The 22,622-nt window shown below is 64.4% G+C and carries 18 protein-coding genes; 11 read left to right on the top strand and 7 right to left on the bottom strand.

Going from position 1 to position 22,622, the window contains the following annotated elements; all coding sequences use genetic code 11:
* Positions 1-24: 24 nt before the first annotated feature.
* Positions 25-1,626, bottom strand: coding sequence for an ABC transporter substrate-binding protein (locus ACQY7X_RS04655; RefSeq protein WP_428248690.1), 1,602 nt, complete (start codon positions 1,624-1,626; stop codon positions 25-27).
* Between the two features lie 175 nt (positions 1,627-1,801).
* Here ACQY7X_RS04655 and ACQY7X_RS04650 point away from each other — a divergent pair, with 175 nt between their 5' ends.
* Positions 1,802-3,364, top strand: coding sequence for a gamma-glutamyltransferase family protein (locus tag ACQY7X_RS04650; protein WP_428248689.1), 1,563 nt, complete (start codon positions 1,802-1,804; stop codon positions 3,362-3,364).
* A gap of 158 nt (positions 3,365-3,522) precedes the next feature.
* Here the strand turns inward: ACQY7X_RS04650 and ACQY7X_RS04645 are convergent, their stop codons facing one another.
* The gene (locus ACQY7X_RS04645) at positions 3,523-5,277 is read right to left on the bottom strand and encodes a glucan ABC transporter ATP-binding protein/ permease (RefSeq protein WP_428248688.1); all 1,755 of its coding nucleotides are present in this window, start codon (positions 5,275-5,277) and stop codon (positions 3,523-3,525) included.
* Between the two features lie 49 nt (positions 5,278-5,326).
* On the opposite strand from ACQY7X_RS04645, the gene ACQY7X_RS04640 reads away from it, so the two are divergent.
* Positions 5,327-6,130 carry a hypothetical protein gene (locus ACQY7X_RS04640; RefSeq protein ID WP_428248687.1) on the top strand — a complete coding sequence of 268 codons (804 nt, stop codon included), beginning with the start codon at positions 5,327-5,329 and terminating at the stop codon, positions 6,128-6,130.
* On the opposite strand, the gene ACQY7X_RS04635 is transcribed toward ACQY7X_RS04640, so the two are convergent.
* Positions 6,127-7,233, bottom strand: a complete 1,107-nt coding sequence (locus ACQY7X_RS04635; RefSeq protein WP_428248686.1) for an NADH:flavin oxidoreductase/NADH oxidase — start codon at positions 7,231-7,233, stop codon at positions 6,127-6,129. The genes ACQY7X_RS04640 and ACQY7X_RS04635 overlap by 4 nt on opposite strands.
* 157 nt (positions 7,234-7,390) lie before the next feature.
* Between ACQY7X_RS04635 and ACQY7X_RS04630 the strand changes: the two genes are divergently transcribed.
* From ACQY7X_RS04630 to rimO, 8 genes are all read left to right on the top strand, one after another.
* Positions 7,391-8,320: a LysR family transcriptional regulator gene (locus tag ACQY7X_RS04630; RefSeq protein WP_428248685.1), complete on the top strand. Its 930-nt coding sequence runs from the start codon at positions 7,391-7,393 to the stop codon at positions 8,318-8,320.
* A gap of 111 nt (positions 8,321-8,431) precedes the next feature.
* Entirely contained in the window at positions 8,432-9,241 is an 810-nt protein-coding gene (locus ACQY7X_RS04625; RefSeq protein WP_428248684.1) for a putative hydro-lyase, read from the top strand.
* A 46-nt stretch (positions 9,242-9,287) separates the two neighbouring features.
* Positions 9,288-10,337, top strand: a complete 1,050-nt coding sequence (locus ACQY7X_RS04620) for a TRAP transporter substrate-binding protein (protein WP_428248683.1) — start codon at positions 9,288-9,290, stop codon at positions 10,335-10,337.
* 74 nt (positions 10,338-10,411) lie between these two features.
* On the top strand, positions 10,412-11,008 hold the full coding sequence (locus ACQY7X_RS04615) for a TRAP transporter small permease subunit (protein WP_428248682.1): 597 nt from the start codon (positions 10,412-10,414) through the stop codon (positions 11,006-11,008).
* A gap of 5 nt (positions 11,009-11,013) precedes the next feature.
* Entirely contained in the window at positions 11,014-12,297 is a 1,284-nt protein-coding gene (locus ACQY7X_RS04610) for a TRAP transporter large permease (RefSeq protein WP_428248681.1), read from the top strand.
* 10 nt (positions 12,298-12,307) lie between these two features.
* Positions 12,308-12,994 (top strand): DUF2848 domain-containing protein, encoded by a 687-nt coding sequence (locus ACQY7X_RS04605; RefSeq protein WP_428248680.1) that lies wholly within the window; start codon positions 12,308-12,310, stop codon positions 12,992-12,994.
* A 9-nt stretch (positions 12,995-13,003) separates the two neighbouring features.
* On the top strand, positions 13,004-14,305 hold the full coding sequence (locus tag ACQY7X_RS04600) for an amidase (RefSeq protein WP_428248679.1): 1,302 nt from the start codon (positions 13,004-13,006) through the stop codon (positions 14,303-14,305).
* 46 nt (positions 14,306-14,351) lie between these two features.
* Positions 14,352-15,686, top strand: coding sequence for a 30S ribosomal protein S12 methylthiotransferase RimO (gene rimO / locus ACQY7X_RS04595; RefSeq protein ID WP_428248678.1), 1,335 nt, complete (start codon positions 14,352-14,354; stop codon positions 15,684-15,686).
* A gap of 93 nt (positions 15,687-15,779) precedes the next feature.
* Here the strand turns inward: rimO and queC are convergent, their stop codons facing one another.
* The 4 genes from queC to ACQY7X_RS04575 all read right to left on the bottom strand — a co-directional run bounded on the left by queC (position 15,780) and on the right by ACQY7X_RS04575 (position 21,218).
* Positions 15,780-16,487, bottom strand: a complete 708-nt coding sequence (queC, locus tag ACQY7X_RS04590) for a 7-cyano-7-deazaguanine synthase QueC (protein ID WP_428248677.1) — start codon at positions 16,485-16,487, stop codon at positions 15,780-15,782.
* A 14-nt stretch (positions 16,488-16,501) separates the two neighbouring features.
* Entirely contained in the window at positions 16,502-19,087 is a 2,586-nt protein-coding gene (locus ACQY7X_RS04585; protein WP_428248676.1) for a TRAP transporter permease, read from the bottom strand.
* Between the two features lie 75 nt (positions 19,088-19,162).
* Positions 19,163-20,143, bottom strand: coding sequence for a TAXI family TRAP transporter solute-binding subunit (locus ACQY7X_RS04580; protein ID WP_428248675.1), 981 nt, complete (start codon positions 20,141-20,143; stop codon positions 19,163-19,165).
* Between the two features lie 163 nt (positions 20,144-20,306).
* The gene (locus ACQY7X_RS04575) at positions 20,307-21,218 is read right to left on the bottom strand and encodes a LysR substrate-binding domain-containing protein (protein ID WP_428248674.1); all 912 of its coding nucleotides are present in this window, start codon (positions 21,216-21,218) and stop codon (positions 20,307-20,309) included.
* 145 nt (positions 21,219-21,363) lie between these two features.
* Between ACQY7X_RS04575 and ACQY7X_RS04570 the strand changes: the two genes are divergently transcribed.
* Positions 21,364-22,617, top strand: a complete 1,254-nt coding sequence (locus tag ACQY7X_RS04570; protein ID WP_428248673.1) for a D-amino acid dehydrogenase — start codon at positions 21,364-21,366, stop codon at positions 22,615-22,617.
* Positions 22,618-22,622 lie beyond the last annotated feature (5 nt).

The following is a 22,622-nucleotide window of genomic DNA, read 5'->3' as shown; positions in this document are numbered from 1 at the left end:
GGGGATATTATATGCTGCTCTGCTTCAGTTCTTTTCCACGTTCCACAGCAGGAAGGCCGGGCTCTTGAGGATGCCCTTGATGTTGCTGCGGTGGGCCGAGGGTTGGAAGTATTCGCCGAGCGGGATGTAGAGCACCATTTCGTAGGCGCGCTTCTGCACCGCCACGGCCAGGGCCTTCTGCTTCGCCGGATCGGTTTCACGCGCATACTGATCGCGCAGCTTCTCGATCTCGGCATCCTCGGTCCAGCCGAAGAAGCCGCCGGTCTTGCCCAGGCCGCGCACGCCGGCATTGGCAATCGGGTTCATCATGTCGGCAGTGCCCCAGGCGGTGTGGAAGATATGCCAGCCGCCCTGATCCACCGGATCCATCTTGGCGCGGCGGCCCACCAGGGTCTGCCAGTCCATCGACTGCACATCGATATTCATGCCGATGGCGCGCAGAGCCGGCGCGGTGACCAGCGGCAGTTGCGAGATCGACTGCAGGTCGGTCGGCGCCATGATGACGATCTTCTCGCCCTTGTAGCCGCTTTCCGCCAGCAGCTTCTTCGCCTTGGCGATATCCGGCTTCTTGGTGCCGACGGCGCCTTCCTCGGAGATCAACGGCGTGGAGCAGCCGAACATGGCGCCGCAGATCTTGTACAGCGACGGATCGCCGATCTGGGCATCCAGGTAATCGCCCTGGTAGACGGCATGCAGGATGGCCTGGCGCACCTTCACGTTATCCAGCGGCGGCTGCAGCCAGTTCATGCGCATCATGTAATTCATGCCAAGCGGGCCGTAATCGGCCACCACCACGTCCTTGGCCTTCTTCACTTCCGGCAGCAGATCGTAGGAAACCTGTTCCCAGATATCGATTTCGCCCTTCACCAGGGCATTCATCGCGGTCTGCGGATCGGCGATGGAATTCCACACCACGCGGTCCACCTTGGCCAGCTTGGCGCCGCTCATGAAGGCCGGCGCTTCCTTGCGCGGCACATAATCCGGGTTCTTTTCGTACACCACCTTCACGCCAGGCTGGAATTCAGCCTTCACGAAGCGGAACGGGCCGGAGCCGATTTCCTCGGCCACGTTCTGCGTATGCGGCGTTTCCGCCATGCGCTTGGTCATGATGAAGGGCACGTTCGAGCTGGGCTTGCCGAGCGAATCGAGCACCAGGCCGTAGGGTTCCTTGAGGATCAGCTGGAAGGTCTTGTCGTCGACCTTCTTCATTTCCTTGGTATAGCTCATGAGCTTGAGGCCCATGCCATCGGCCTTGCCCCAGCGCTGCAGCGAGGCGATCACGTCATCCGTGGTCACCGGCGCGCCATCATGGAACTTGAGGCCATCGCGCAAAGTGAAGCTGTAGGTCAGCTTGTCGGCCGAGATGTCGTATTTCTCGACCATCTGCGGCTGCACTTCCATCTTGTCGTTCACGCCGAACAGCGTGTCGTAGATCATGTAGCCGTGGTTGCGGCTCATGAAGGCGGTGGTGATGATCGGGTCGGTGATGCGCAGGGAGGCATGCGGCACCATCACCAGTTCCTTCTTGGCCTGGGCCTGGGCGTCGGCAATACCGAGGCCGGTCGCCAAGGCCAGCAAGGATACCAGGGTAAGAGCCCGCGAGGGCTTCGAAGCACGAATCGGCATGGTGTTGTTCCCCATTGTTGTTTATCCCTGTTGGATCGTTTGACGACTTATGAAATTCTGACCCTATTGAAACCGTCCGGTCAAGCGGAGTCATGCGGACGGTGCCGTAAAAAGCGGCTTGCCCGATCCGGCGGCAGGTTGCCTAGGCTTTCTGCCTAAAGGGGAGACAATCGTAATGGTGCAGAATCTCAGCCGCAGCTTGCGCTATGCCAAGGATGCCGTGGTGGGCCGCAATGGCGTGGTGGCGGCGCAGAATCAGGCGGCGGCCGATATCGGCGCCCGCGTGCTCGGCGAGGGCGGCAATGCGGTGGATGCGGCGGTGGCCACGGCTTTCGCCCTCTCCGTGCTGGAGCCATGGATGAGCGGCCTGGGCGGTGGCGGTTTCATGCAGGTTTACGATGCGCGCAACAACAAGTCGCATTGCATCGATTTCGGCATGATCAGCCCGAAACGGCTGGATCCGGCGACCTATCCGCTGGCCGGCGGCACGGCGGGCGACCTGTTCGGCTGGCCGGCCGTGGTCGAGGACCGCAATATCGTCGGCTATCATTCCATCGCCCTGCCGGGCCAGCCCGATGGCATGCGGCTGGCGCTGGAACGCTTCGGTACGCGAAGCTGGGCCGAATCGCTCGCCCCGGCGATTGCCGTCGCGGAAGAAGGGCTTGAGGTCGATTGGTTCCTCAGCCTGGTGGTGGCCTCGGCAGCCAAGGATCTGGCGCGCTTCCCGGCTTCCGCCGCCTATTTCCTGCCCGATGGCCTGCCGCCGCCGGCGGAATGGGTTGGGGCGCCAGCCAAGCTGAAGAATACCGCCCTGCTGGCGACCTTGAAGCGCCTGCAATCAGCCGGTGCGCGCGATTTCTATGAAGGGGCGCTGGCGAGAAGCCTCATCGCCGACCTGCAGGCGGGTGGCAGCACCATTGCCGCCGATGATCTTGCCGCCTATCAGGCGCGCGAAGTGGCGCCGCTGCTGGTGCAGCAGGACGGCTATACCCTGGTGCTGCCGCCGGGTCTTACGGCAGGCCCCACGCTGGCCGATGCCTGGGCACGCTGCCGTCCTGGCATCGAACTGGGTGCCAGGGGGCCGGGTGCTAAAAGCTTCGTCGCCTATGCCGAGGCGCTGGATGCCGCCTATGAGCATCGCCTCGCCACCATGGGCGACACAGAGAATAACGGCGGCTGCACCACCAATTTCGCCATTGTCGACAGGCACGGCAACATGGTGACGCTGACCCAAACCCTGCTGTCGCTGTTCGGCAGCCGCGTCATGCTGCCGCAATCCGGCGTGCCGATGAATAATGGCATCATGTGGTTCGATCCGCGCCCCGGCCGGCCGAATTCCATCGGCGCGGCCAAGCGGCCATTGTCCAACATGGTGCCGAGCCAGGTGTTGAAGGATGGCAAGCCCTGGCTGGCGGTCGGCGCCTCGGGTGGCCGGCGCATCCTGCCCGCCGTGATGCAGCTGATTTCCTTCGCGGTCGATTTCGGCATGGACCTGGAAACCGCCTTCCATCAACCCCGCATCGATGCCAGCGTGGTCGGCATGCCGGCCTATAACCCGCGTCTGCCGGCGGATGTTATCGCCGCCGTGAAGGCGCGTTTCCCCAAGGCTGCGGAACGCCGCCTCGATCCCTTCCCGCTGGCCTTCGCCTGCCCCTCTGCCGTGATGTTCAACGATGACGGCAGCCAGGTGGCGATGACCGAGATCGGCCAACCCTGGGCGGGAGCCAGTGCGGGTTAGATAACGCTCGCGAAATACTTTCACCATGTCACCCTCGCGAAGGTGAGGGTCCCATTTGGAGATAAAATGGGATGCCCTGTAATCGCGCGAACGCCTATCGGCGTTCGTGGGCGCACAGACCCGAAGGGTGGCGCGGGTATGACGATACTCTTTAGCGGCTAGCTCAAGTCTGAGAACTGACGCCGGGCGAGGTCGGCGAAGACGCCGCCTTGCGCCACCAGATCATCGAAGCTGCCGCGTTCGATGATGCGGCCCTGTTGCAGCACCAGGATCATGTCGGCCTTGCGGATAGTCGAGAGGCGGTGCGCGATGAGGAACGTGGTGCGGCCGTGCATCAATTGCTCCAGCGCCTTCTGGATGCGGGCCTCCGTGGCGGTGTCCAGTGCCGAGGTGGCTTCGTCCAGGATCAGCACCGGCGGGTTCTTCAGCAGCGCACGGGCAATCGCCAGGCGCTGGCGTTCGCCGCCGGAGAGATTCACGCCGCGCTCGCCGACAATGGTGTCGTAGCCCTGCGGCTGTCGCAGGATGAAGTCATGCGCTTCGGCCAGTTCGGCGGCGCGCTGCACCTGCTCCAAGGTCGCGCCCGGCGAGCCGATGCGGATATTGTCGGCGATCGAGCGGTGGAACACGGCAGAATCCTGGAACACCACGCCGATCTGGCGGCGCAGGCTTTCCAGCGTCACGTCGCGGATATCGATGCCGTCGATGGTGATGCGGCCCTGTTGCGGATCCCACAGGCGTGACAGCAGCGCCATGGTGGTGCTTTTGCCTGAACCGGTAGCGCCGACCAGGGCCACCGAGGCACCTGCCGGCACGCTGAAACTCAGATCACTCACCGCCGGGCGGCCGCCGTCATAGCTTAAGCTGACATGCTCGAAGGCGACTTCGCCGCGCGGCTTTTCCAGTGGCCTGGCGCCGGGCTTGTCGGCAACGCCGGACTTGGCATCCAGCACGCCGAAGAATTCGATCAGGCTGTGCATCTGGAAGAACAGCCGGCTGACGAAGCCCATGGCATGTTCCAGCCGGCCGATCAGCATGGTGGCGAAGCCCATGAAGCTGACGATCTCGCCGACGCTGGCCTGGCCTTGCAGATGCAGCCAGCTACCCAGCACGAAAATCGCGATCACGGTGATGGTGGAAGCCATGCGGCTCAACACCGTCATCAGCGCCCACAGATTCAGCACCGGGAATTGCGCCGCCAGCAGCTTCTGCATCACCGCGCCCAGCTCGCGCGCTTCCAGCGCCAGGCGCACGAAGCTCTGCACCAGGGTCACGTTGCCGAGCGCGTCGCCGGCGCGTGCCGCCAGTTCGGAATGATAATCCTCGACCTGCGACTGCGCCGTCTCGGTCTTGTGCACCACGAAGGCCGAGAGCGCGGCGAAGACCACGATCAGCAGGATCAGCAGCAGGCCGAGCCGCCAGTTCATCCACAAGGCCAGCGGCAGCAAAGCCAGCACGGCGACGAGCGTGGAGAGATGCTCGCGGAAGAAGGCGAGCCAGAGGCCGAACAGATTGTCGGCACCGCCGAGCATGATCTTGAGCAGGCGGCCGGAATGGGTGGCGCCATGGAAGGCGGCGGGCAGGCTCAGCACATGCTCGAAATAGAGCGACATGGCGGCCAGCCGGCGGCGATGCGCCAGGCGGTCGGCATGCAGGGCCACGAGAATCCCGGCGGTGATGCCGACCAGGCCGGCGGCACACCACAGGCCGAGCAGGCGCAATGTCTCCGCCCAGGTGACATCGGCGGGATTCTTGTCGGATGCCGAGAGCACATCGATGATGCGGCCGAACAGCACCGGCTCGATGAAGCTGATGCCGGCCAGGCCGACATTGGCGATGGCGAGCAGCCAGCCCAGCTTCTTCTCCGGGCCGAGCAGGGCCAGCACCCGGCCATAGACGCGCATGAATTCCATGGCCCGATTATCGCCAATCGTGGCCCGCCATGCTAGAGCCTGCCCCATCATGGAACTGTCTCCAGAATTGCTCGGCGCGCTGTGGCGTGGCCTGTCGGTGGCGTTGTTTGTCGGTGCGGTGGTCTATGTCATGGACCGGGCCCCGCCTTTCATCGGCGGTATCGTCCTGGCCCTGCCGATGGTGGTGGGGCCGAGCTATTTCTTCCTCGGATTGCAGCAGGATGCCGCTTTCCTGCATCAGGCCAGCCTGATCGCGCTCGGCATGATCGGCGCCGTGCTCTGTTTCCTCACCGTGTATATCCGCCTGATCGGCCATGTCAGCGCGCCGCTCTCCCTGTTTGGCGCGCTTACCGCCTGGGTGGTGGCTGCCGTTACGGTGCGGCATCTGCCGCTGCTTTGGCCGGTGATGCTGGCTTTCACCGCTGCCGCCGGCCTGCTGGCCTGGCTGGTGAACCGCCGCGTGGTAGAGCTTGGTTTCAGCGACGGCGCGCGCCAGCCGGCACCGGCCTATGACGTGTTGCTGCGTGCCGCCAGCGCCGGCCTGCTGGTGGTGCTGGTGACCTTGCTGGCCAATCGCCTCGGCCCGCTTGGCTCAGGCCTGCTGGCTTCCTTCCCAGTGGCCTTGAGCGTGATCTGCCTGTTCCTGCTCCGGCGCTATAGCCGCCAGGCGGCACGCGCCGCACTGGCCTCGACCCAGCGCGGCCTGGTCTGCCATGTGGTGTTTTTCTTAAGCCTGCTCGGGCTGGAGGCCGGCCTGCCGGCTGTCACGCTGGGTTGGCGCTTCCTGCTGGCGAGTACAGCCTCGGCCGCCACGGCCACGGCGGTGGCTTTGCTGACGCGGCGCCGCGCTTAACTCTTTGCCATCACCGTGCGCGGCGTATCGACGCCGACGACGCGGCCGCGCAGATATTGCGGCGGCACGGTGATCTGGCCGCCGAGCTTGTCCGCCGCGCGCCAGGCCCAGAACGGATCATGCAGCAGGCCGCGCGCCATGGCGATCAGGTCGGCCTGGCCGTGATCGAGGATCGCCTGTGCCTGTTCGGCTTCGGTGATCATGCCCACGGCCATGGTGACAAGACCGGTGGCCTTGCGCACCGCATCGGCGAACGGCACCTGATAGCCCGGGCCGGTGGTGATCTTCTGCTGTGCCGAAACGCCGCCTGAAGAAACATCGACAAAATCGCAGCCGCGCGCCTTGAGTTCGCTGGCCAGGGCCACCGCATCCTCGATGCCCAGGCCGGCAACGCCGATCCAGTCGCTGCCACCGATGCGCATGCCCAGCGGCTTATGCGCGGGCCAGGCTGCGCGCACGGCATCGAATACTTCCAGCGGGAAGCGCATGCGGTTTTCGCGGCTGCCGCCATAGCGGTCGGTGCGGCGGTTGCTCACCGGCGAAAGGAACTGGTGCAGCAGATAGCCATGGGTGCCATGCAGTTCGATCAGATCGACACCGATGCGGTCGGCGCGCCGGGCGGCCTGCACGAATTCATCGCGCACCCGGACCAGGCCGGCCTCATCCAAGGCTTCCGGTGCCGGCCAGTCGGTATCATGCGGCAGGTCGCTCGGTGCCTCGGTGATCCAGGCATCGCTGCCGCTCAGCGGCTTGCCGCCCAGCCATGGTGCATTGCTGGAGCCCTTGCGCCCGGCATGGGCGAGCTGCACGCCCACCGGGGCGCCGTTCAGCGTCTTGATCGTTGCGACCACGCGGCCCAGCGCCTGTTCGTTGGCATCGCTGTAAAGCCCCAGGCAATAGGGCGAAATGCGGCCGCGGGCGGAGACATGGGTTGCTTCGGTGATGATCAGGCCGAGCCCGGCGCTGGCATAGCGGCCGAGATGCACCTGATGCCAGTCATTCGCCGAGCCATCCTTCGCGCTGTACTGGCACATCGGCGACAGCACGACGCGGTTGCGGAGCGTAACGGAGCGGAGCGCAAGCGGCTCGAACAGGGATGGCATGGCGTTCTCCAGTGAGGCTGCCCCGGATGTAGCGCCGCGCAGAGGCTTAGGCAAGCGTCGCTGGGGCTTAGGCAAGCATCGCTGGCTTTCGGGCTTGCTACCCTGTCGCCATCGGCCTAGCATAAGGAAAATTTATCGCTGAATTGGAAATCGATAAATGGTTGATCTGCGCAATCTCGAAACCTTCGTCTGGGTAGCGCATCTTGGCGGCTTCCGCGCCGCCGCCGAGAAGCTGAACACCACTCAGCCCGCCGTGTCGCAGCGCATCGCCCAGCTTGAGGATGAACTGGCGGTGAAGCTGTTTCAGCGCGAGGCACGCGGCGCCAAGCTGACGGTGAAGGGCTTCGAACTGCTGGGTTATGCCGAGCGCATGCTGGCCTTGCGTGCCGACATGCTGCAGGCCCTGCGCGAGAAGAAGGCGATGCGCGGCGTGGTGCGTCTGGGTGTTGCCGAAACCATCGTGCATACCTGGCTCTCGCGGCTGATCGAGCGCATGCATGCGGTCTATCCGGCGATCACGCTGGAAATCGAGGTGGATACCACGCCGATCCTGCGCCAGTCGCTGCTCAGCCATCAGCTCGATATCGCCTTCGTGCTCGGGCCGATGAGTGAGCCGCGCATGAAAAACGTGATGCTCAGCGCCTATCCGATGGCCTGGGTGGCCAGTCCCAGCCTGGATCTGGGGCCGGAGCCGGTGCGCGTCAGCACCTTGGGCCGTTGGCCGATCATCACCTATCCGCGCAATACGCGGCCCTATATCGCAGTGAATGAAATGCTGATTCGTGCCGATGTGCCGAATCGGCGCATCTACGGCAATGCCTCGCTTTCCACCATCGTGCGCATGACCCTGGACAATATCGGCATCAGCGCGATTCCCCCTGTGGTGATCCAGCGCGAACTGGCGGAAGGCCGCCTGCGACTGCTGCGCGCCGAGGCCGGGCTGCCGGACCTCACCTTCACCGCCACCTATCCGGTGAAGCCCGATAGCTACATGGCGGAAGCCGTGGCCGAACTGGCGCGCGAGATAGCTGCCTCAGAACCGGGCCGGCTGCCCGGCAATGCGGCAGGGCGCAAGCCAAAGCGATAAGTATTTCTTATCGAACTCCATCCCAACTCACGATTGGACATATCACCCCGCTCTGTGTTGCCATTGTGACAGTGGTGAGACTCACCGTGACGGTGAGACATGGAGGGGACCATGAACGCTGTAGTACGGCATGCGGATTTTCGTGGCGAAAGCGGCGAGGCGGCGCGGCTGCGTGTGCGCAGCGGCGATCATCGCGGCCCCACCGCCGGTCTGGCGCCGGGCTATGTGCAGGCCAACCTGGCGATCCTGCCCAAGGCACTGGCGGCCGATTTTCAGCGCTTCTGCGCGCTGAACCCGAAGCCCTGTCCCTTGCTTGCTTCCACCGAACCTGGCGATCCGCGCCTGCCGACGCTGGGCGCCGATATCGATGTGCGGACCGACCTGCCGCTCTACCGCGTCTGGCGCAATGGCGAACTGGTCGAGGAGGTGCCGGACCTCAAGGCTTTGTGGCGTGATGATCTGGTGGCTTTCCTGATCGGCTGCTCATTCTCGTTTGAAGAGGCGCTGCTGGAGGATGATATCCCCCTGCGCCATATCGCCTGCGGCACCAATGTGCCGATGTACCGCACCAATATCCAGAATCAGCCGTCGGGCGCCTTCCATGGCCCGCTGGTGGTGTCGATGCGCTCGTTCAAGCCCGCCGATGCGATCCGCGCGGTGCAGATCACCTCGCGTTTCCCCAACGTGCATGGCGCGCCGGTGCATATCGGCAAGCCGGAGCTGATCGGCATCAAGGATCTCGCCAAGCCCGATTACGGCGATGCGGTGGAAGTGAAGGATGATGAACTGCCGGTCTTCTGGGCCTGCGGCGTCACGCCCCAGGCGGTGATTGCCGCCGCCAAGCCGGATTTCTGCATCACCCATGCGCCGGGCTACATGCTGGTCACTGATTTGAAGAACAGCCGCCTGGCGATTCTCTGAATTTTGTTTTTCGCGATACCAACCACAGGAGGGGAATATGCGTTCCATGATGAAGTCACTGGCTTTGGCCGGTGTGGTGCTTGCCGGTCTGGCCGGCAATGCCGTTGCGCAGGAGATGCCGAAGACCGCGCTGAAGGTCGTCGGTGCCTGGGGCAACCTGACTCAGTATAAGAGTTTCGAGCAGCCGTTCTGGACCAAGGAAATCAACGAGAAATCCAAGGGCGCGATCACGGCTGAAATCACCCCGTTCAATGAAATGGGCCTGAAGGGCGCGGAAATTTTCCGCCTGATGCGCCTCGGCGTGATCGATTTCGGCTCCACCGTGCTTGGCTATGTCGCCGCCGACGACGCCCGCAACGAAGCCGTCGACCTCGCCGGCCTGTCGCCGGATATCGCCACCGCGCGCAAGGTCTCGGATGCCTACAAGCCGGTCTACGACAAGTTCTACCGCGAGCGTTTCGGCGTGCAGGTGCTGGGCATCTGGCCGTATTCGGCCCAGGTGCTGTTCTGCAACGGCGAGATCAAGGGCCTGGCCGACCTCAAGGGCAAGAAGGTACGCACCGGCAACCGTACGCTGGCGGAATTCGTCGAAGCCTTCGGCGGCACCGGCGTGACGCTGGCCTTCAACGAAGTGGTGCCGGCGCTGCAGAACAAGGTGGTGGATTGCGCCATCACCGGCACGCTGTCGGGCAATTCGGCCAAGTGGTACGAAGTCGCCACCCATATCTATGCCCTGCCGCTCGGCTGGAGCCATGTCATGCACGCCGTGAACGTGAAGACCTGGGACAAGCTGCCGGCGCCGGTGAAGAGCTTCCTGCAGGCGGAAATCGCCAGCCTGGAAGACCGCATCTGGAAGGCCGCCGCCGAGGAAACCGACCAGGGCTATGACTGCAATGCCGGCAAGGATAATTGCACCATGGGTACCAAGGCCAAGATGACCGTGGTGCCGGTGTCGGATGCCGACAAGGCGCTGCTCAAGAAGGTTATGGCGGAAACCGTGGTGCCGAAATGGGCCGCGCGCTGCGCTGGCGATTGCGTGCCGGCCTGGAACGACTCGATCGGCAAGATCGTCGGCATCACCGCCAAGGCCAACTAAGGCGACAAGGGGCCGGAGTAATCCGGCCCCTTTCTTCTCCCGCACTTTCTCAAAATCTGATCGGAGGGCAGGCAATGACCTTGCTCGATCGCTGGTTGGCGTTCGCCGACCGTATCTCCAGCTATGCCGTCTGGTTCGGCGGCACCCTGGTGCTGGCTTCCGCGATCCTCGTGTCGGTGGACGTGCTGCTGCGCAAGATTGCCCTGGTGTCGCTCGGTGGCGCCGATGAACTCTCGGGCTATGCCTTCGCCATCGGCACTACCTGGGCGCTCGGCTTCACCCTGCTGCGCCGCGCCAATGTCCGCGTCGATGCCCTCTATACCAAGCTGCCGGCGCCGGTCTGTGCCGTGCTTGATCTCATCGCCCTGGCCAGCCTCGGCCTGTTCATCGGGTTGCTGGCCATACAGGCCTGGGACGTGCTGGATACTTCGATCAGCTTCCAGGCCCGCGCCACCACGCCGCTGCAGACGCCGCTTTGGATTCCGCAAAGCCTGTGGGTGATCGGCCTCGGCCTGTTCCTGTTCACGCTGGTGCCGCTGTTCCTGCGCAGCCTGCTGGCTCTGCTCGGCGGCGATCTCGCCACGGTGCGCCGCCTGGCCGGCGCGCGCACCATCGAGGAAGACGCCGCCGACGAATCCGCCCATACCGCCGCCTTGCGCGCGAAGGAGTAACGCCCATGCTCGGCACCACCCTGATCCTCCTGCTGGCCCTGCTTGCCGCCGCCCTGCCGGTGGCCGGCGCGCTCGGCACCCTCGGCCTGTTGCTCGACAAGATCTATTCCAAGATGCCGCTGAGCCTGGCGCTCGGCGAGGTCGCCTGGTCGTCGTCGAAGGACTTCCTGCTGGTCTCGATCCCGATGTTCATTCTGCTCGGCGAGATCCTGCTGCGGGCCGGTGTCGCCGAGCGCATGTATGGCGCCATGGTGAAATGGCTGAGCTGGATTCCCGGCGGCCTGATGCATTCCAATATCGGGGCCTGCGCCATCTTCGCCGCTACGTCGGGTTCCTCGGTGGCCACCGCCGCCACGGTCGGCACCGTGGCTTTGCCGCTGGTGAAGAAGCACGGCTATAACGAGCGCCTGTTCCTCGGCACGCTGGCCGCCGGTGGCACGCTCGGCATCCTGATTCCGCCCTCGATCAACATGATCATCTACGCGGTGCTCACCGATACCTCGATCCCGAAGCTCTATCTCGCCGGCATCATCCCGGGCCTTGGCCTTGCCGGCCTGTTCATGGTGCTGGTGGCGGTGGCCTGTTTCTTCCGTCCGGCCTGGGGCGGCGGCAGCCTCAGCTATAGCTGGAGCGAGCGCGCCGCCAGCCTGGTCGATCTGGTGCCGCCGCTCGGCATCTTCCTGGTGGTGGTCGGCTCGATCTATGCCGGTATTGCCACGCCCACGGAAGCTGCCTCGCTCGGCGTGGTGGCGGCGCTCGGCCTGGCCGCCTGGTACCGCAAGCTGTCGTTTGCCATGATGCGGGAAGTGTTGGAAAACACCATGCGCACCACCGCCATGGTGATGCTGATCATCGTTGCGGCCTATTTCCTCAATTTCGTCATCTCGGCCATCGGCCTCACCACCATGCTCACCGACTTTATCTCCGGGCTGGGCCTGTCCAAGTTCTCCATGCTGATCGCCGTGGTGATCTTCTACCTGATCCTCGGCTGCTTCATGGAAACCCTGTCGATGATGATCACCACCATTCCGATCATCGCACCGGTGATGATCGGCCTCGGCTTCGATCCGATCTGGTTCGGCATCGTGATCATCGTGCTGATTGAGATGGCCCTGATCACTCCGCCGGTCGGCCTGAACCTGTTCGTGGTGCAGTCGCTGCGCAGCCATGGCACGCTGAATGATGTGATCATCGGTTCGGTGCCTTTCGTGCTGGTGATGATCCTGCTGATCGTCCTGCTGGCGATCTTCCCCGGCCTGGCCCTGTGGCTGCCGCAGACATTTGGTTGAGGAGTAGACGATGCTTCAGTTCACCCGTTATTGGGCCGGCCGCCAGGATCGCATCGCGGCTGAAATCACCACGCTGATCGTTGCCGGCTGGACCGGCCGCGACCAGCACGCCATCGAGCATCATATCGAGGAACTGGCCGCCATCGGCGTGCCGCGTCCCTCCGCCACGCCGCTATTCTATCGCCTCGGCGTCGGGCAACTGATCCAGACCGGCAATCTGCAGGTGCTGGGGCCGGATAGCTCGGGCGAGGTCGAGCCGGTGATCGTGGCGCTGGCCGATGGCCTCTGGGTCACGCTCGGCTCGGATCATACCGACCGCAAGGCGGAAGCCGCCGGCGTCGCATTGTCCAAGCAGATGTGCGGCAAGGTGGTGGGTGAAGAGCTTTGGCGCTTCGATGACGTGGCACCCCATTGGGACAAGCTGATCCTGCGCAGCCATGCCACCATCGATGGCCAGCGGCTGCTGTATCAGGAAGGCAGCATTGCCGCGATCCGCGATCCGCGCGATCTGATGGCGCGCTATCTCGGCTCCGATACTGCCACTCTGCCGCCCGGCAGTCTGATGTTCTGCGGCACGCTTGGCGCTATCGGTGGCGTGCGTCCCACCGCGCGCTTCGAGATGGAATTGCACGACCCGGTGCTAGGCCGCAGTCTCAAGGCTGGCTACACTGTCGAGGCATTGCCCGTTATCGCTTGAGGTTTTCCTATGCCCGTGTCCAGCCGTGATCGCCTCGAAGCCTGCCTGGCCCGCATCAACGATCCGGCTGGTGAGGGCAAGCGCGTTTTCACCAAGGTTTACGCGGCGGCGGCCCATGAAGCTGCCGCTGCCGCCGATGCCCGCATGGCACGCGGCCGGCCGCTCAGCCCGCTCGATGGTGCCATCGTCTCGATCAAGGACCTGTTCGATCAGCCCGGCGAAGTAACGCTGGCCGGCTCGAAGCTGCTGCATGATGCGGCACCCGCCCTGGCCGAAGCGCCGGCGATTGCGCGGCTGCGTGCCGCCGGTGCGGTTATCATCGGCAAGACCAACATGACCGAGTTCGCCTTTTCCGGCGTCGGCATCAATCCGCATTACGGCACGCCGGGCAATCCGGCGGATCGCACGCGGATTCCCGGCGGTTCGTCCTCCGGTGCGGCGGTGAGTGTCGCTGACGGCATGGCGGAAATCGCCATCGGCACCGATACCGGCGGCTCGACCCGGATTCCGGCAGCCCTGTGCGGCATCACCGGCTGGAAGCCGAGCCAGCAGCGCGTGCCGCGCGAGGGCGCTTTCCCGCTTTCCTTCTCGCTCGATTCCATCGGGCCGCTGGCCGGCAGCGTCGCCGAATGCGCTCTGGCCGATGCCGCCATGGCGGGCGAGCCGGTGCTGCCGCCCGATGCCGCGCCCCTGGCTGGCCTGCGCTTCGGCATCCCCACCGGGCCGCTGCTCGATAACATGATGCCCGAGGTCGCCAAGGCTTTCGATGCCGCCAAGGTGGTGCTGGAAAAGGCCGGCGCGCGGATTGTTGAATGGCCGATTGCCGATCTGCTCGGCCAGGCCGGCGTGCTGAATGCGCGCGGCGGCCTGGCGGCGCCGGAAGCCGCGCATATTCATTCAGGCTGGCTGGAGAGCAAGGCAGCCGAATTCGATCCCATGGTGCTCGGCCGCGTGCGCCGGGGCCTGGCTGTCTCCGGCGCGGATTATGTCGCCATCCAGCAGGGCCGCGCGGCTTTGATCCATGCCATGGACCAGCGGTTGGCCGATATCGATGCGCTGGTGCTGCCCACCGTGCCGCTGCTGGCGCCGAAAATCGCCGATCTGGCCAATGACGAAGCCGCCTTCACGCGCGACAACCTGCTGCTGCTGCGCAACCCCTCGGCGATGAATTTCTTCAATCTCTGCGCCATTTCGCTGCCGCTGCCGGTGGGCCAGGGCAATCTGCCCGCCGGCCTCATGCTGGCGGCGCGCAACGGCCAGGATAAGCGCCTGTTCCGCATGGCACTTTCGGTGGAAGCGGCGCTAATCTGAAGGCTGGTCTAGCCAAAGCCGGGTTTCGGCCCTATAACCCCCGGCCATGAGCCAGTCCCGCCCCGCCCAGCAACCCGCGAAAGTGGGTATCGTCAGCCTCGGTTGTCCCAAGGCGCTTGTCGATTCCGAACGCATCATCACCAAGCTGCGCTCGGAAGGCTATGCCATTTCCGGCGCCTATGATGATGCCGATGTGGTGCTGGTGAATACCTGTGGCTTCCTCGATAGCGCCAAGCAGGAAAGCCTGGAAGCCATCGGCGAGGCGATGCGCGAGAATGGCCGCGTCATCGTCACCGGCTGCATGGGCGTGGAGCAGGAGAAGATCCGTGGCCTGTTCCCCGATGTGCTCGCCGTCACCGGTCCGCAGCAATACGAGGCCGTGGTCAATGCCGTGCATGAAGCGGCGCCGCCGGCGCATGATCCGTTCCTTGATCTGGTGCCGCCGCAGGGCATCAAGCTCACCCCGCGCCATTACGCCTATCTGAAGATTTCCGAAGGCTGCAACCATTCCTGCAGCTTCTGCATCATCCCCTCGATGCGCGGCAAGCTGAAAAGCCGGGCCTCGAACGATGTGCTCTACGAAGCCGAGCGGCTGGTGAAAGCCGGGGTCAAGGAACTGCTGGTGATCTCGCAGGATACCTCGGCCTACGGCGTCGATCTCAAGCATGCCGAAAGCGTGTGGCGCGGCCAGAGCGTGAAGGCGCGCATGACAGAGCTTTGCGATGCCATGGGCTCGCTCGGCGCCTGGGTGCGGCTGCATTACGTCTATCCCTATCCGCATGTCGATGAGGTCATCCCGCTGATGGCCGAAGGCAAGCTGCTGCCCTATCTCGACATCCCGTTCCAGCATGCCGAGCCGCGCGTGCTGAAATCCATGCGCCGCCCGGGCAACCAGGTGAAGCTGCTGCAGCGGCTGAAATCCTGGCGCGAAATCTGCCCGGATATTTCCGTGCGCTCCACCTTCATTGTCGGCTTCCCGGGCGAAACCGAAGCCGATTTCGAATTCCTGCTCGACTGGATGCAGGAAGCCCAGCTCGACCGCGTCGGCTGCTTCAAATACGAGAATGTGGAAGGCGCCGCCGCCCGCGACCTGCCGGATCAGGTGCCCGATGATGTGAAGCAGGAACGCTGGGAGCGTTTCATGGCGGCGCAGCAGAAGATTTCGGCTGCCAAGCTGAAAGCCAAGATCGGCCGCGTGTTGGATGTGCTGGTGGATGACGTGAAGCGCACCACGGCACAGGGCCGCTCTTATGCCGATGCGCCGGAAATTGATGGCCTGGTGAAGATCAAGGGCGCCGCCGGCGTGAAGGTCGGCGACATGATCAAGGTGAAGATCGAAAAGGCCGATGCCTACGATCTTACGGGCGTGCGGGTCTCATAATTCGTCATGCCCTGCGTAGGCAGGGCATCCACGAGTCCCTTTTTTAAAAGTAACTCGTGGATGGTCCGCCTTCGCGGATCATGACGACCCCTATCAGCCCCGCCCCTTCACCGCGTCTTTCCAGTAATTCGCATCTTCATACACTGTCGGGTCCGGGATGCCGGCAAGGTGGAAGGCCTCGGCGCGTTCCACACAGGTGCCGCAGCGGCCGCAATGATGCGTGCCGCCCTTGTAGCAGCTCCAGGTTTCGGCAAACGGCACGCCGAGCCTGGCCGCTTCCGCCACGATGCCGGCCTTGGTGGTCTGCACGAAGGGCGCGAAGAGTTCCACCTCACCCATGCCTTCCAGCGCCTTTTCCTGCATGACGCGGAAGGCATCGACAAAGGCCGGGCGACAATCGGGATAGATGAAATGGTCGCCGCTATGCACGGCGATGCCCACCGCATCGGCCTGCATGCCGCTGGCGATGCCGAAGGCAATGGTCAGCATGATGGCGTTGCGGTTCGGCACGATGGTGGATTTCATCGTTGCTTCAGCGTAATGCCCATCAGGGATGGCATCGGCAGCACCCGCGATCAGCGAGGATGACGACAGGAACTGCGCCAGCGCGCGGATATCCACCACATCATGCCGGGCGCCGAGGCGCTGGGCGGTGCGGGCGGCGAATTCCACTTCCTTAGCATGGCGCTGGCCGTAATCAAACGTCAGGAGGCGCACCAGTTCGCGCTCTGCCGCCACCTTGTAGGCCAGCGTGACTGAATCGATGCCGCCGGAGCAGAGGATGACGGTTCTGGCGCTCATGCCGGCCCCCCCATTCATGCTGATTGGGTTTCCAGCTTGCGGCGGCGCTGTTGGTTCAGGGCGATCAGGCCGAGCAGGGCGAGGGCCGGTACATAGACCCAATGCTTGGTCGGGCGGTCGGAGGGCAGCAGCACTTCGGTGATGACATAGCCGTTTTCCAGGCCGACGCGCTTTGCCGCCGAGCCGAACTTGATGCCGGCAATCTGCATGCGGTCGCCGAGTTGCGTCACTGTGGCACCTGCAGCGTTCAGGCGCATGCGGCCATCGCCAGTGGCGGTGAGCGGCAGCGACACCGTCTTGCGCACATCGTCGCCTTCGATATTGGTGCCTTCCACGATCATCAGCAGGCGGCTGTCGGCGGGCAATTCGCCGGCGATGCGGAACAGCTCGGTGCCCGGGCGGTGGATATAGGGATCATAAAGCTGATCCCAGAAATAGCCGGGGCGGAACAGCGCGAAGCAGACCAGCAGCAGGGCGATGTTTTCCCACCAGCGGCTGCGGGTGATGAACCAGCCCATGGTGCCGGCGGAAAAGACCAGGATGGCGATGGTGGAAATGCCGATCACCAGGCAGGCTTCCAGCCAGTGATCCACATCAATCATCAGCATCTGCGGATTGAAGATGAACACGAAGGGCAGGATTGCCGTGCGCATCGAATAGACCGTGCCTTGCAGGCCGGTCTTGATCGGGTCTTCGCCGGAAATCGCCGCCGCCGCGAAGGAGGCAAGGCCGACCGGGGGCGTCACGTCGGCCATGATGCCGAAATAGAACACGAACAGATGCACCGCGATCAGCGGGATCGCCAGGCCGGATTGCGCGCCAAGTTCCACGATCACCGGCGCCATCAGGGTAGCCACCAGGATGTAGTTCGCCGTGGTGGGGATGCCCATGCCGAGGATCAGGCAGATGAAGGCGGTGAGCAGCAGCATCAGGATCAGGTTGCCGCCGGAGACGAACTCGACGAAGTCGGTCATCATCAGGCCCATCCCGGTCAGGGTCACGGTGCCGACGATGATGCCGGCGGTGGCGGTGGCGATGCCGATGCCCACCATGTTGCGGGCGCCGAGATTGAAGCCATCCACCAGGTCGGCGATGCCGGTACGGCAGGCAGCAGTGATGTCCTGGCGACGGAACAGCGCCACAAGCGGCCGCTGCGTTACCACGATGGCCATGATCGAGGCGGTGGCCCAGAAGGCGGAAAGCCCTGGCGACATTTCCTCCACCATCAGGCACCACAGCAGCACGATGATCGGCAGGATGAAATGCAGTCCGGTGCGCGCCACCGCCCAGGCTTCTGGCAGTTCAGTGATCGGCGCGTTGGGATCATCCAGTTTCAGGTCGGGATAGCGCGAGCCGTACCACAGCGTCACCAGGTAGAGGCCGAGGCTGGCGATGGTGATCAGCCATGGCGCGGCGGCGCCGAACACTGCCTGGATGCCGAGGATGCCGTAATAGATCGCGCAGATGACGGCGATGGAGCCGCTCCAGCCCAGCGCCAGCCGCAGCCAGCGTTGCGCCCGTGTATGGGCGGCTGAGCGCATCAGTGGCTTGGAGCCGATTTTCACCGCTTCCAGGTCGACAATGTAGAACAGCGCGATATACGAGATGATCGCCGGCAGCGCGGCATGCTTGACGATTTCGGAATAGGGCAGGCCGACATACTCGGTCATCAGGAAGGCGGCAGCGCCCATCACCGGCGGCATGATCTGGCCGTTCACCGACGACGCGGTCTCGATGGCGCCGGCCTTGATGCCGGAGAGCCCGGTACGCTTCATCATCGGAATGGTGAAGATGCCGCCCGAGACCACGTTCGACACCGAGGAGCCGGAGACGACGCCGTTCAGTGCCGAGGATACCACGGCGACCTTGGCCGGCCCGCCGCGCAGATGGCCGAGCAGGGCGACGGAAATCTGCATCATGTAATTGCCGCCGCCGGCCTTCTCCAGCAGCGAGCCGAACAGCACGAACAGGAATACGAAACTGGTGGAAACGCCAAGTGCGACACCGAACACGCCTTCCGTGGTCAGCCATTGATGCTGCAGGAACTTGGTCAGCGACGAGCCCTTGTGCTGGATCACTTCCGGCATGAACGGGCCAGCGAAGGTGAAGGCGATGAAGAACAAAGCCACTACCACCATGGGCGGGCCGAGCGCGCGCCGTGTCGCTTCCAGCAGCAACAGCATGCCGATGCCAGCGGTCACCAGGTCCTGGGTGATCGGCGTGCCGGGGCGGGTCGAGAGCGCCACATAATGGTGGTAGAGATAGCTGGAGGCGGCAGCGCCGAGCAGGGCGAAGATCCAGTCGCTCAGCGGCACGCGGTCGCGGGGCGAGGATTTCAGTGCCGGATAGGCGGTGAAGGCGAGGAACACCGCGAAGCCGAGATGGATCGCGCGCGCCTCGGTGTCGTTGAGGATGAATACGCCGAAGATGAAAGGCAGCGGCGAGGCATACCAGACCTGGAAGGCCGACCAGGCCACGGCAACGATGAGCAGGATGCGGCCCGCCAGGCCCGTGGCCTCGCGCGCACCGGTATCGGCTTCCGCCACCAGTTCCTGCAATTCGGCCTCACTGGCCGGCCGGCGCTTGCTGTCGTTGCTCATCACTGCCCCCGAATCATTGCAATATACGCATAGAAAACGGCCGGCCCGTTGCCGGGCCGGCCGTTCAGGCCAGACTTACATCCAGCCCTTTTCCTTGTAGTACTTGATGGCGCCCGGATGCAGCGGCGCCGAGAGGCCGTCCTTGATCATGTTCTTCGGCTCCAGCACGGCCAGCGCCGGGTGCAGCTTCTTGAACTCGTCGAAGTTGTCGAAGGTAGCCTTCACCATCTGGTAGACGGTCTCATCCGACACCTTGGCCGAGGAAACCACGGTGGCGAGCACGCCATAGGTGGTGGTCGGCTGCGGGTTGTTGTTGTACAGGCCGCCCGGGATCGTCGCCTTGGCGAAGAACGAGTTGTCGGCGACCAGCTTGTCCACCGCCGGACCGGTCAGCGAGACCAGCTTGGCGCCGCAGCTCGTGGTCGGATCCTGGATGTTGGCGGACGGATGACCGACGCCGTAGAAGAAGCCGTCGATCTTGTTGTCGCAGACCGCCGGGCCATGCTCGTCGGCCTTCAGCTCGGAAGCCAGCGCGAAGTCGGTGAGCTTCCAGCCCATGGCACCCATGAGCTGCTCAAACGAGGCGCGGGTGCCCGAGCCCGGGTTGCCGATGTTGAAGCGCTTGCCCTTGAAGTCCTCGAACTTGGTGATGCCGGCTTCCTTGCGCGCCAGCACGGTGAACGGCTCGGGATGGATCGAGTAGACCGAGCGCAGGTCGGTGAAGGCACCGGCATCCTTGAACGCGCCTTCGCCCTTCAGGCCGTAATAATGCACATCGGACTGCGCCATGCCGAAATCGAGTTCGCCGGCGCGGATGGTGTTGACGTTGTAGGCCGAGCCGCCGGTGGATTCCACCGAGCAGCGGATGCCATGGGCCTTGCGGTCCTTGTTCAGCAGGCGGCAGATCGCGCCGCCGGCGGCGTAATACACGCCGGTAACGCCGCCGGTGCCGATGGTGACGAATTTCTGCTGGGCGATGCCGGTGCCCGGCAGGGCGGCCAGCAGGGCAGCGGCCAAGGCGCCGCCGGCCAGATGCTTGATCGAGAACGCGGTCATAGTGTTGTTCCTCCTTGTTGAGATCGCGAAAGGCACGCAAAACGGTGAAGAGTCGCGAGGCCGCTTACCGTTTCTGTGATAGCGGAAAGCGCATTGCCCCCGCCATGCGTATCGGTGCCAGCCCCATACCCTGACGGTATGGGGCCGATTGCTGCTGCTTCCGTCAAGCCGCCGGGGCAGACAACATTGTAGCGATACTTTTCTCCGCCCAGTCCAGCGCCGAGCCGAATTGCCCGGCCAGCAGGCCCGGCGGGCCATGCTTGGGCCGCATCACCTGCACGGCGAAGGGCAGCGAAGGCTGCAGGCGGCGGATCGCCACCTTGGCCGGATTGCGCGCCGCCGCCGTATACTGATCGACAATGGCCGCGCCAGCGCCTTTTTCCACCAGGGCCAGGGCGACCTGATTGGTTTTCACTTCCACGATGGGATCCAGTTTCACCCCGGCCAGATTGAGCGTGGCGGAAAAGGCGGAACCCAGCGGGTCGTCGCTGCGCAGGCCGATGAAGGGCTGGCGCGTGAAGTAATTCAGCTTCACCAGATTCGGCAGGCTCTTTTCCTGTGCCGCCGGAAACGCGCCGTAGAAATGCCCCTGCGCCAGCGGCGAGAGATCCAGGCCGGGATGCGGCGGAATATCGAAGCCGATGCCGATATCCACTTCCTGGGTCAGCACGGTGCGCACCAGATCGGCATATTGCCGGGTCTCGACCTCGAAGGTCACATCCTTGTGCTTCTGGCGGAAGCGGGTGATCGCCAGCGGCACAAGTTCCAGGCAGAGCGCCGGGGCTGCCGCGATGCGCAGATGGCCGCTGGACGCGGTGCCGAGATTGCGCGCCAGCTTGCGCAGATTCTCCAGGCCGGCGAGCAGCTTCTCGCTTTCCGCCTGCAATACTAGGGCTTCCTTGGTCGGCAGCAGCCGGCCGCGTACCCGGTTGAACAGCTTGTAGCGCAACTGGTCCTCGGCGCGCAGCAGCAGCCGTGTCGCCGCCGGCTGCGAGATGTTCATCAGCCGCGCCGCCGCCGTGATTGTGCCGGTCAGCATCACGGCATGAAAGATTTCCAGATGGCGCAATTGCATCGCCGGCACCCCCAAGGTCAGCCATAACATAAAGGTATGGATGGCTGGAGTAAACGCAGTGGCTGGCGCCGCCTGCCGGGGGCATGCTGGTTCTTGCGCTCCCCGGCGTCAACGAGGGCGGCGCGAAGCAAAAAGGAAGCCTGCCATGCATGTTCTGGTGATCGGTGCCGGTGTGATCGGCATGACCACGGCCTGGGCGCTGGCCCGCGATGGTCATCAGGTGACGGTGCTGGATGGCGGGCCGGAGCCGGCCAGCGGCGCCAGCCATGCCAATGGGGCGCAGCTCAGCTATTCCTATGTCGCGCCGCTCGCCGGCCCCTCGATCTGGAAGGATCTGCCCAAGCTGCTCTGGGGCCGCGACGCGCCTGTGCGCTTCCGCGCCGGCTTCGATCTGCGGCAATACCGCTGGGGCCTGAAATTCCTCGCCGCCTGCACCGGCAAGCGGGCGCGCGGCACCACGCAGGCCTTGCTCAAGCTGGCCTTCCTCAGCCGCGAAGTGCTCGGCAATGCCAAGGACTTGCAGGAGGTCGATTTCGATCATGTGCAGGCCGGCAAGCTGGTGGTCTATTCCACAGCCGACAGCTTTGCCGCCGCCAAGGCGCAGACCGCGTTCCAGAACACCCTCGGCTGCAAGCAGGAAGTGCTCGATGCTGCCGCCTGCCTGGCGCTGGAACCGGCCTTGCAGGCCATCGCGCACCGCCTGGTCGGCGGCATCTTCACGCCCGATGACGCGGCGGCTGATCCGCGCAAGCTCTGCTTCGGCCTGCTCAAGCTGCTGGAAGGCCATAACAGCGGCGTGCAGTTCCATTTCAACACGCCGGTGATCCGGCTGCTGCGCGAGCAGGGCAGGCTGGTGGGTGCTGAAACCGCCAATGGCGTGTTCCGCGCCGATGCCTATGTGCTGGCCGGCGGCATCAGCAGCGTCGAGCTGGCGCGCGGCATCGGCCTCGATCTGCCGCTCTACCCGATCAAGGGCTACAGCCTGACCCTCGATGTCGCCAACGAAAACGCCGCGCCGCGCGTCAGCGTCACCGATTACGGCCATAAGGTGGTCTATGCCCGGCTGGGCCGGAAACTGCGCGTTGCTGGCATGGCCGATATCGTCGGCAGTGATCTCAGCCTGGAGCCGGACCGGGTGGCGCAGCTCAGCCGCCAGGCGGCGGAAACCTTCCCCGTGGCGCCCGAGGCGCCGCAGCAGCAGCCCTGGTGCGGCCTGCGCCCGGCGACGCCCAGCGGCCGGCCGATCCTGGGCGGCAGCGGCATCGACGGCCTGTGGCTGAATGTCGGCCATGGCGCGCTCGGCCTCACGCTGGCTTTCGGCTCGGCCGCCACGCTTGCCGCCGTGATCGGCGGCAAGGAGGCTCCGGTATCGCTGGCCGATTTTTCGCTGCAAGCCTGACGCCT

Origin of the sequence: Ferrovibrio sp., assembly GCF_965278975.1 — a bacterium.
GTDB lineage: Bacteria > Pseudomonadota > Alphaproteobacteria > Ferrovibrionales > Ferrovibrionaceae > Ferrovibrio.
The sequence above is the reverse complement of the archived record's forward strand: the minus strand, read 5'-3'. Positions and strand labels throughout refer to the sequence as shown.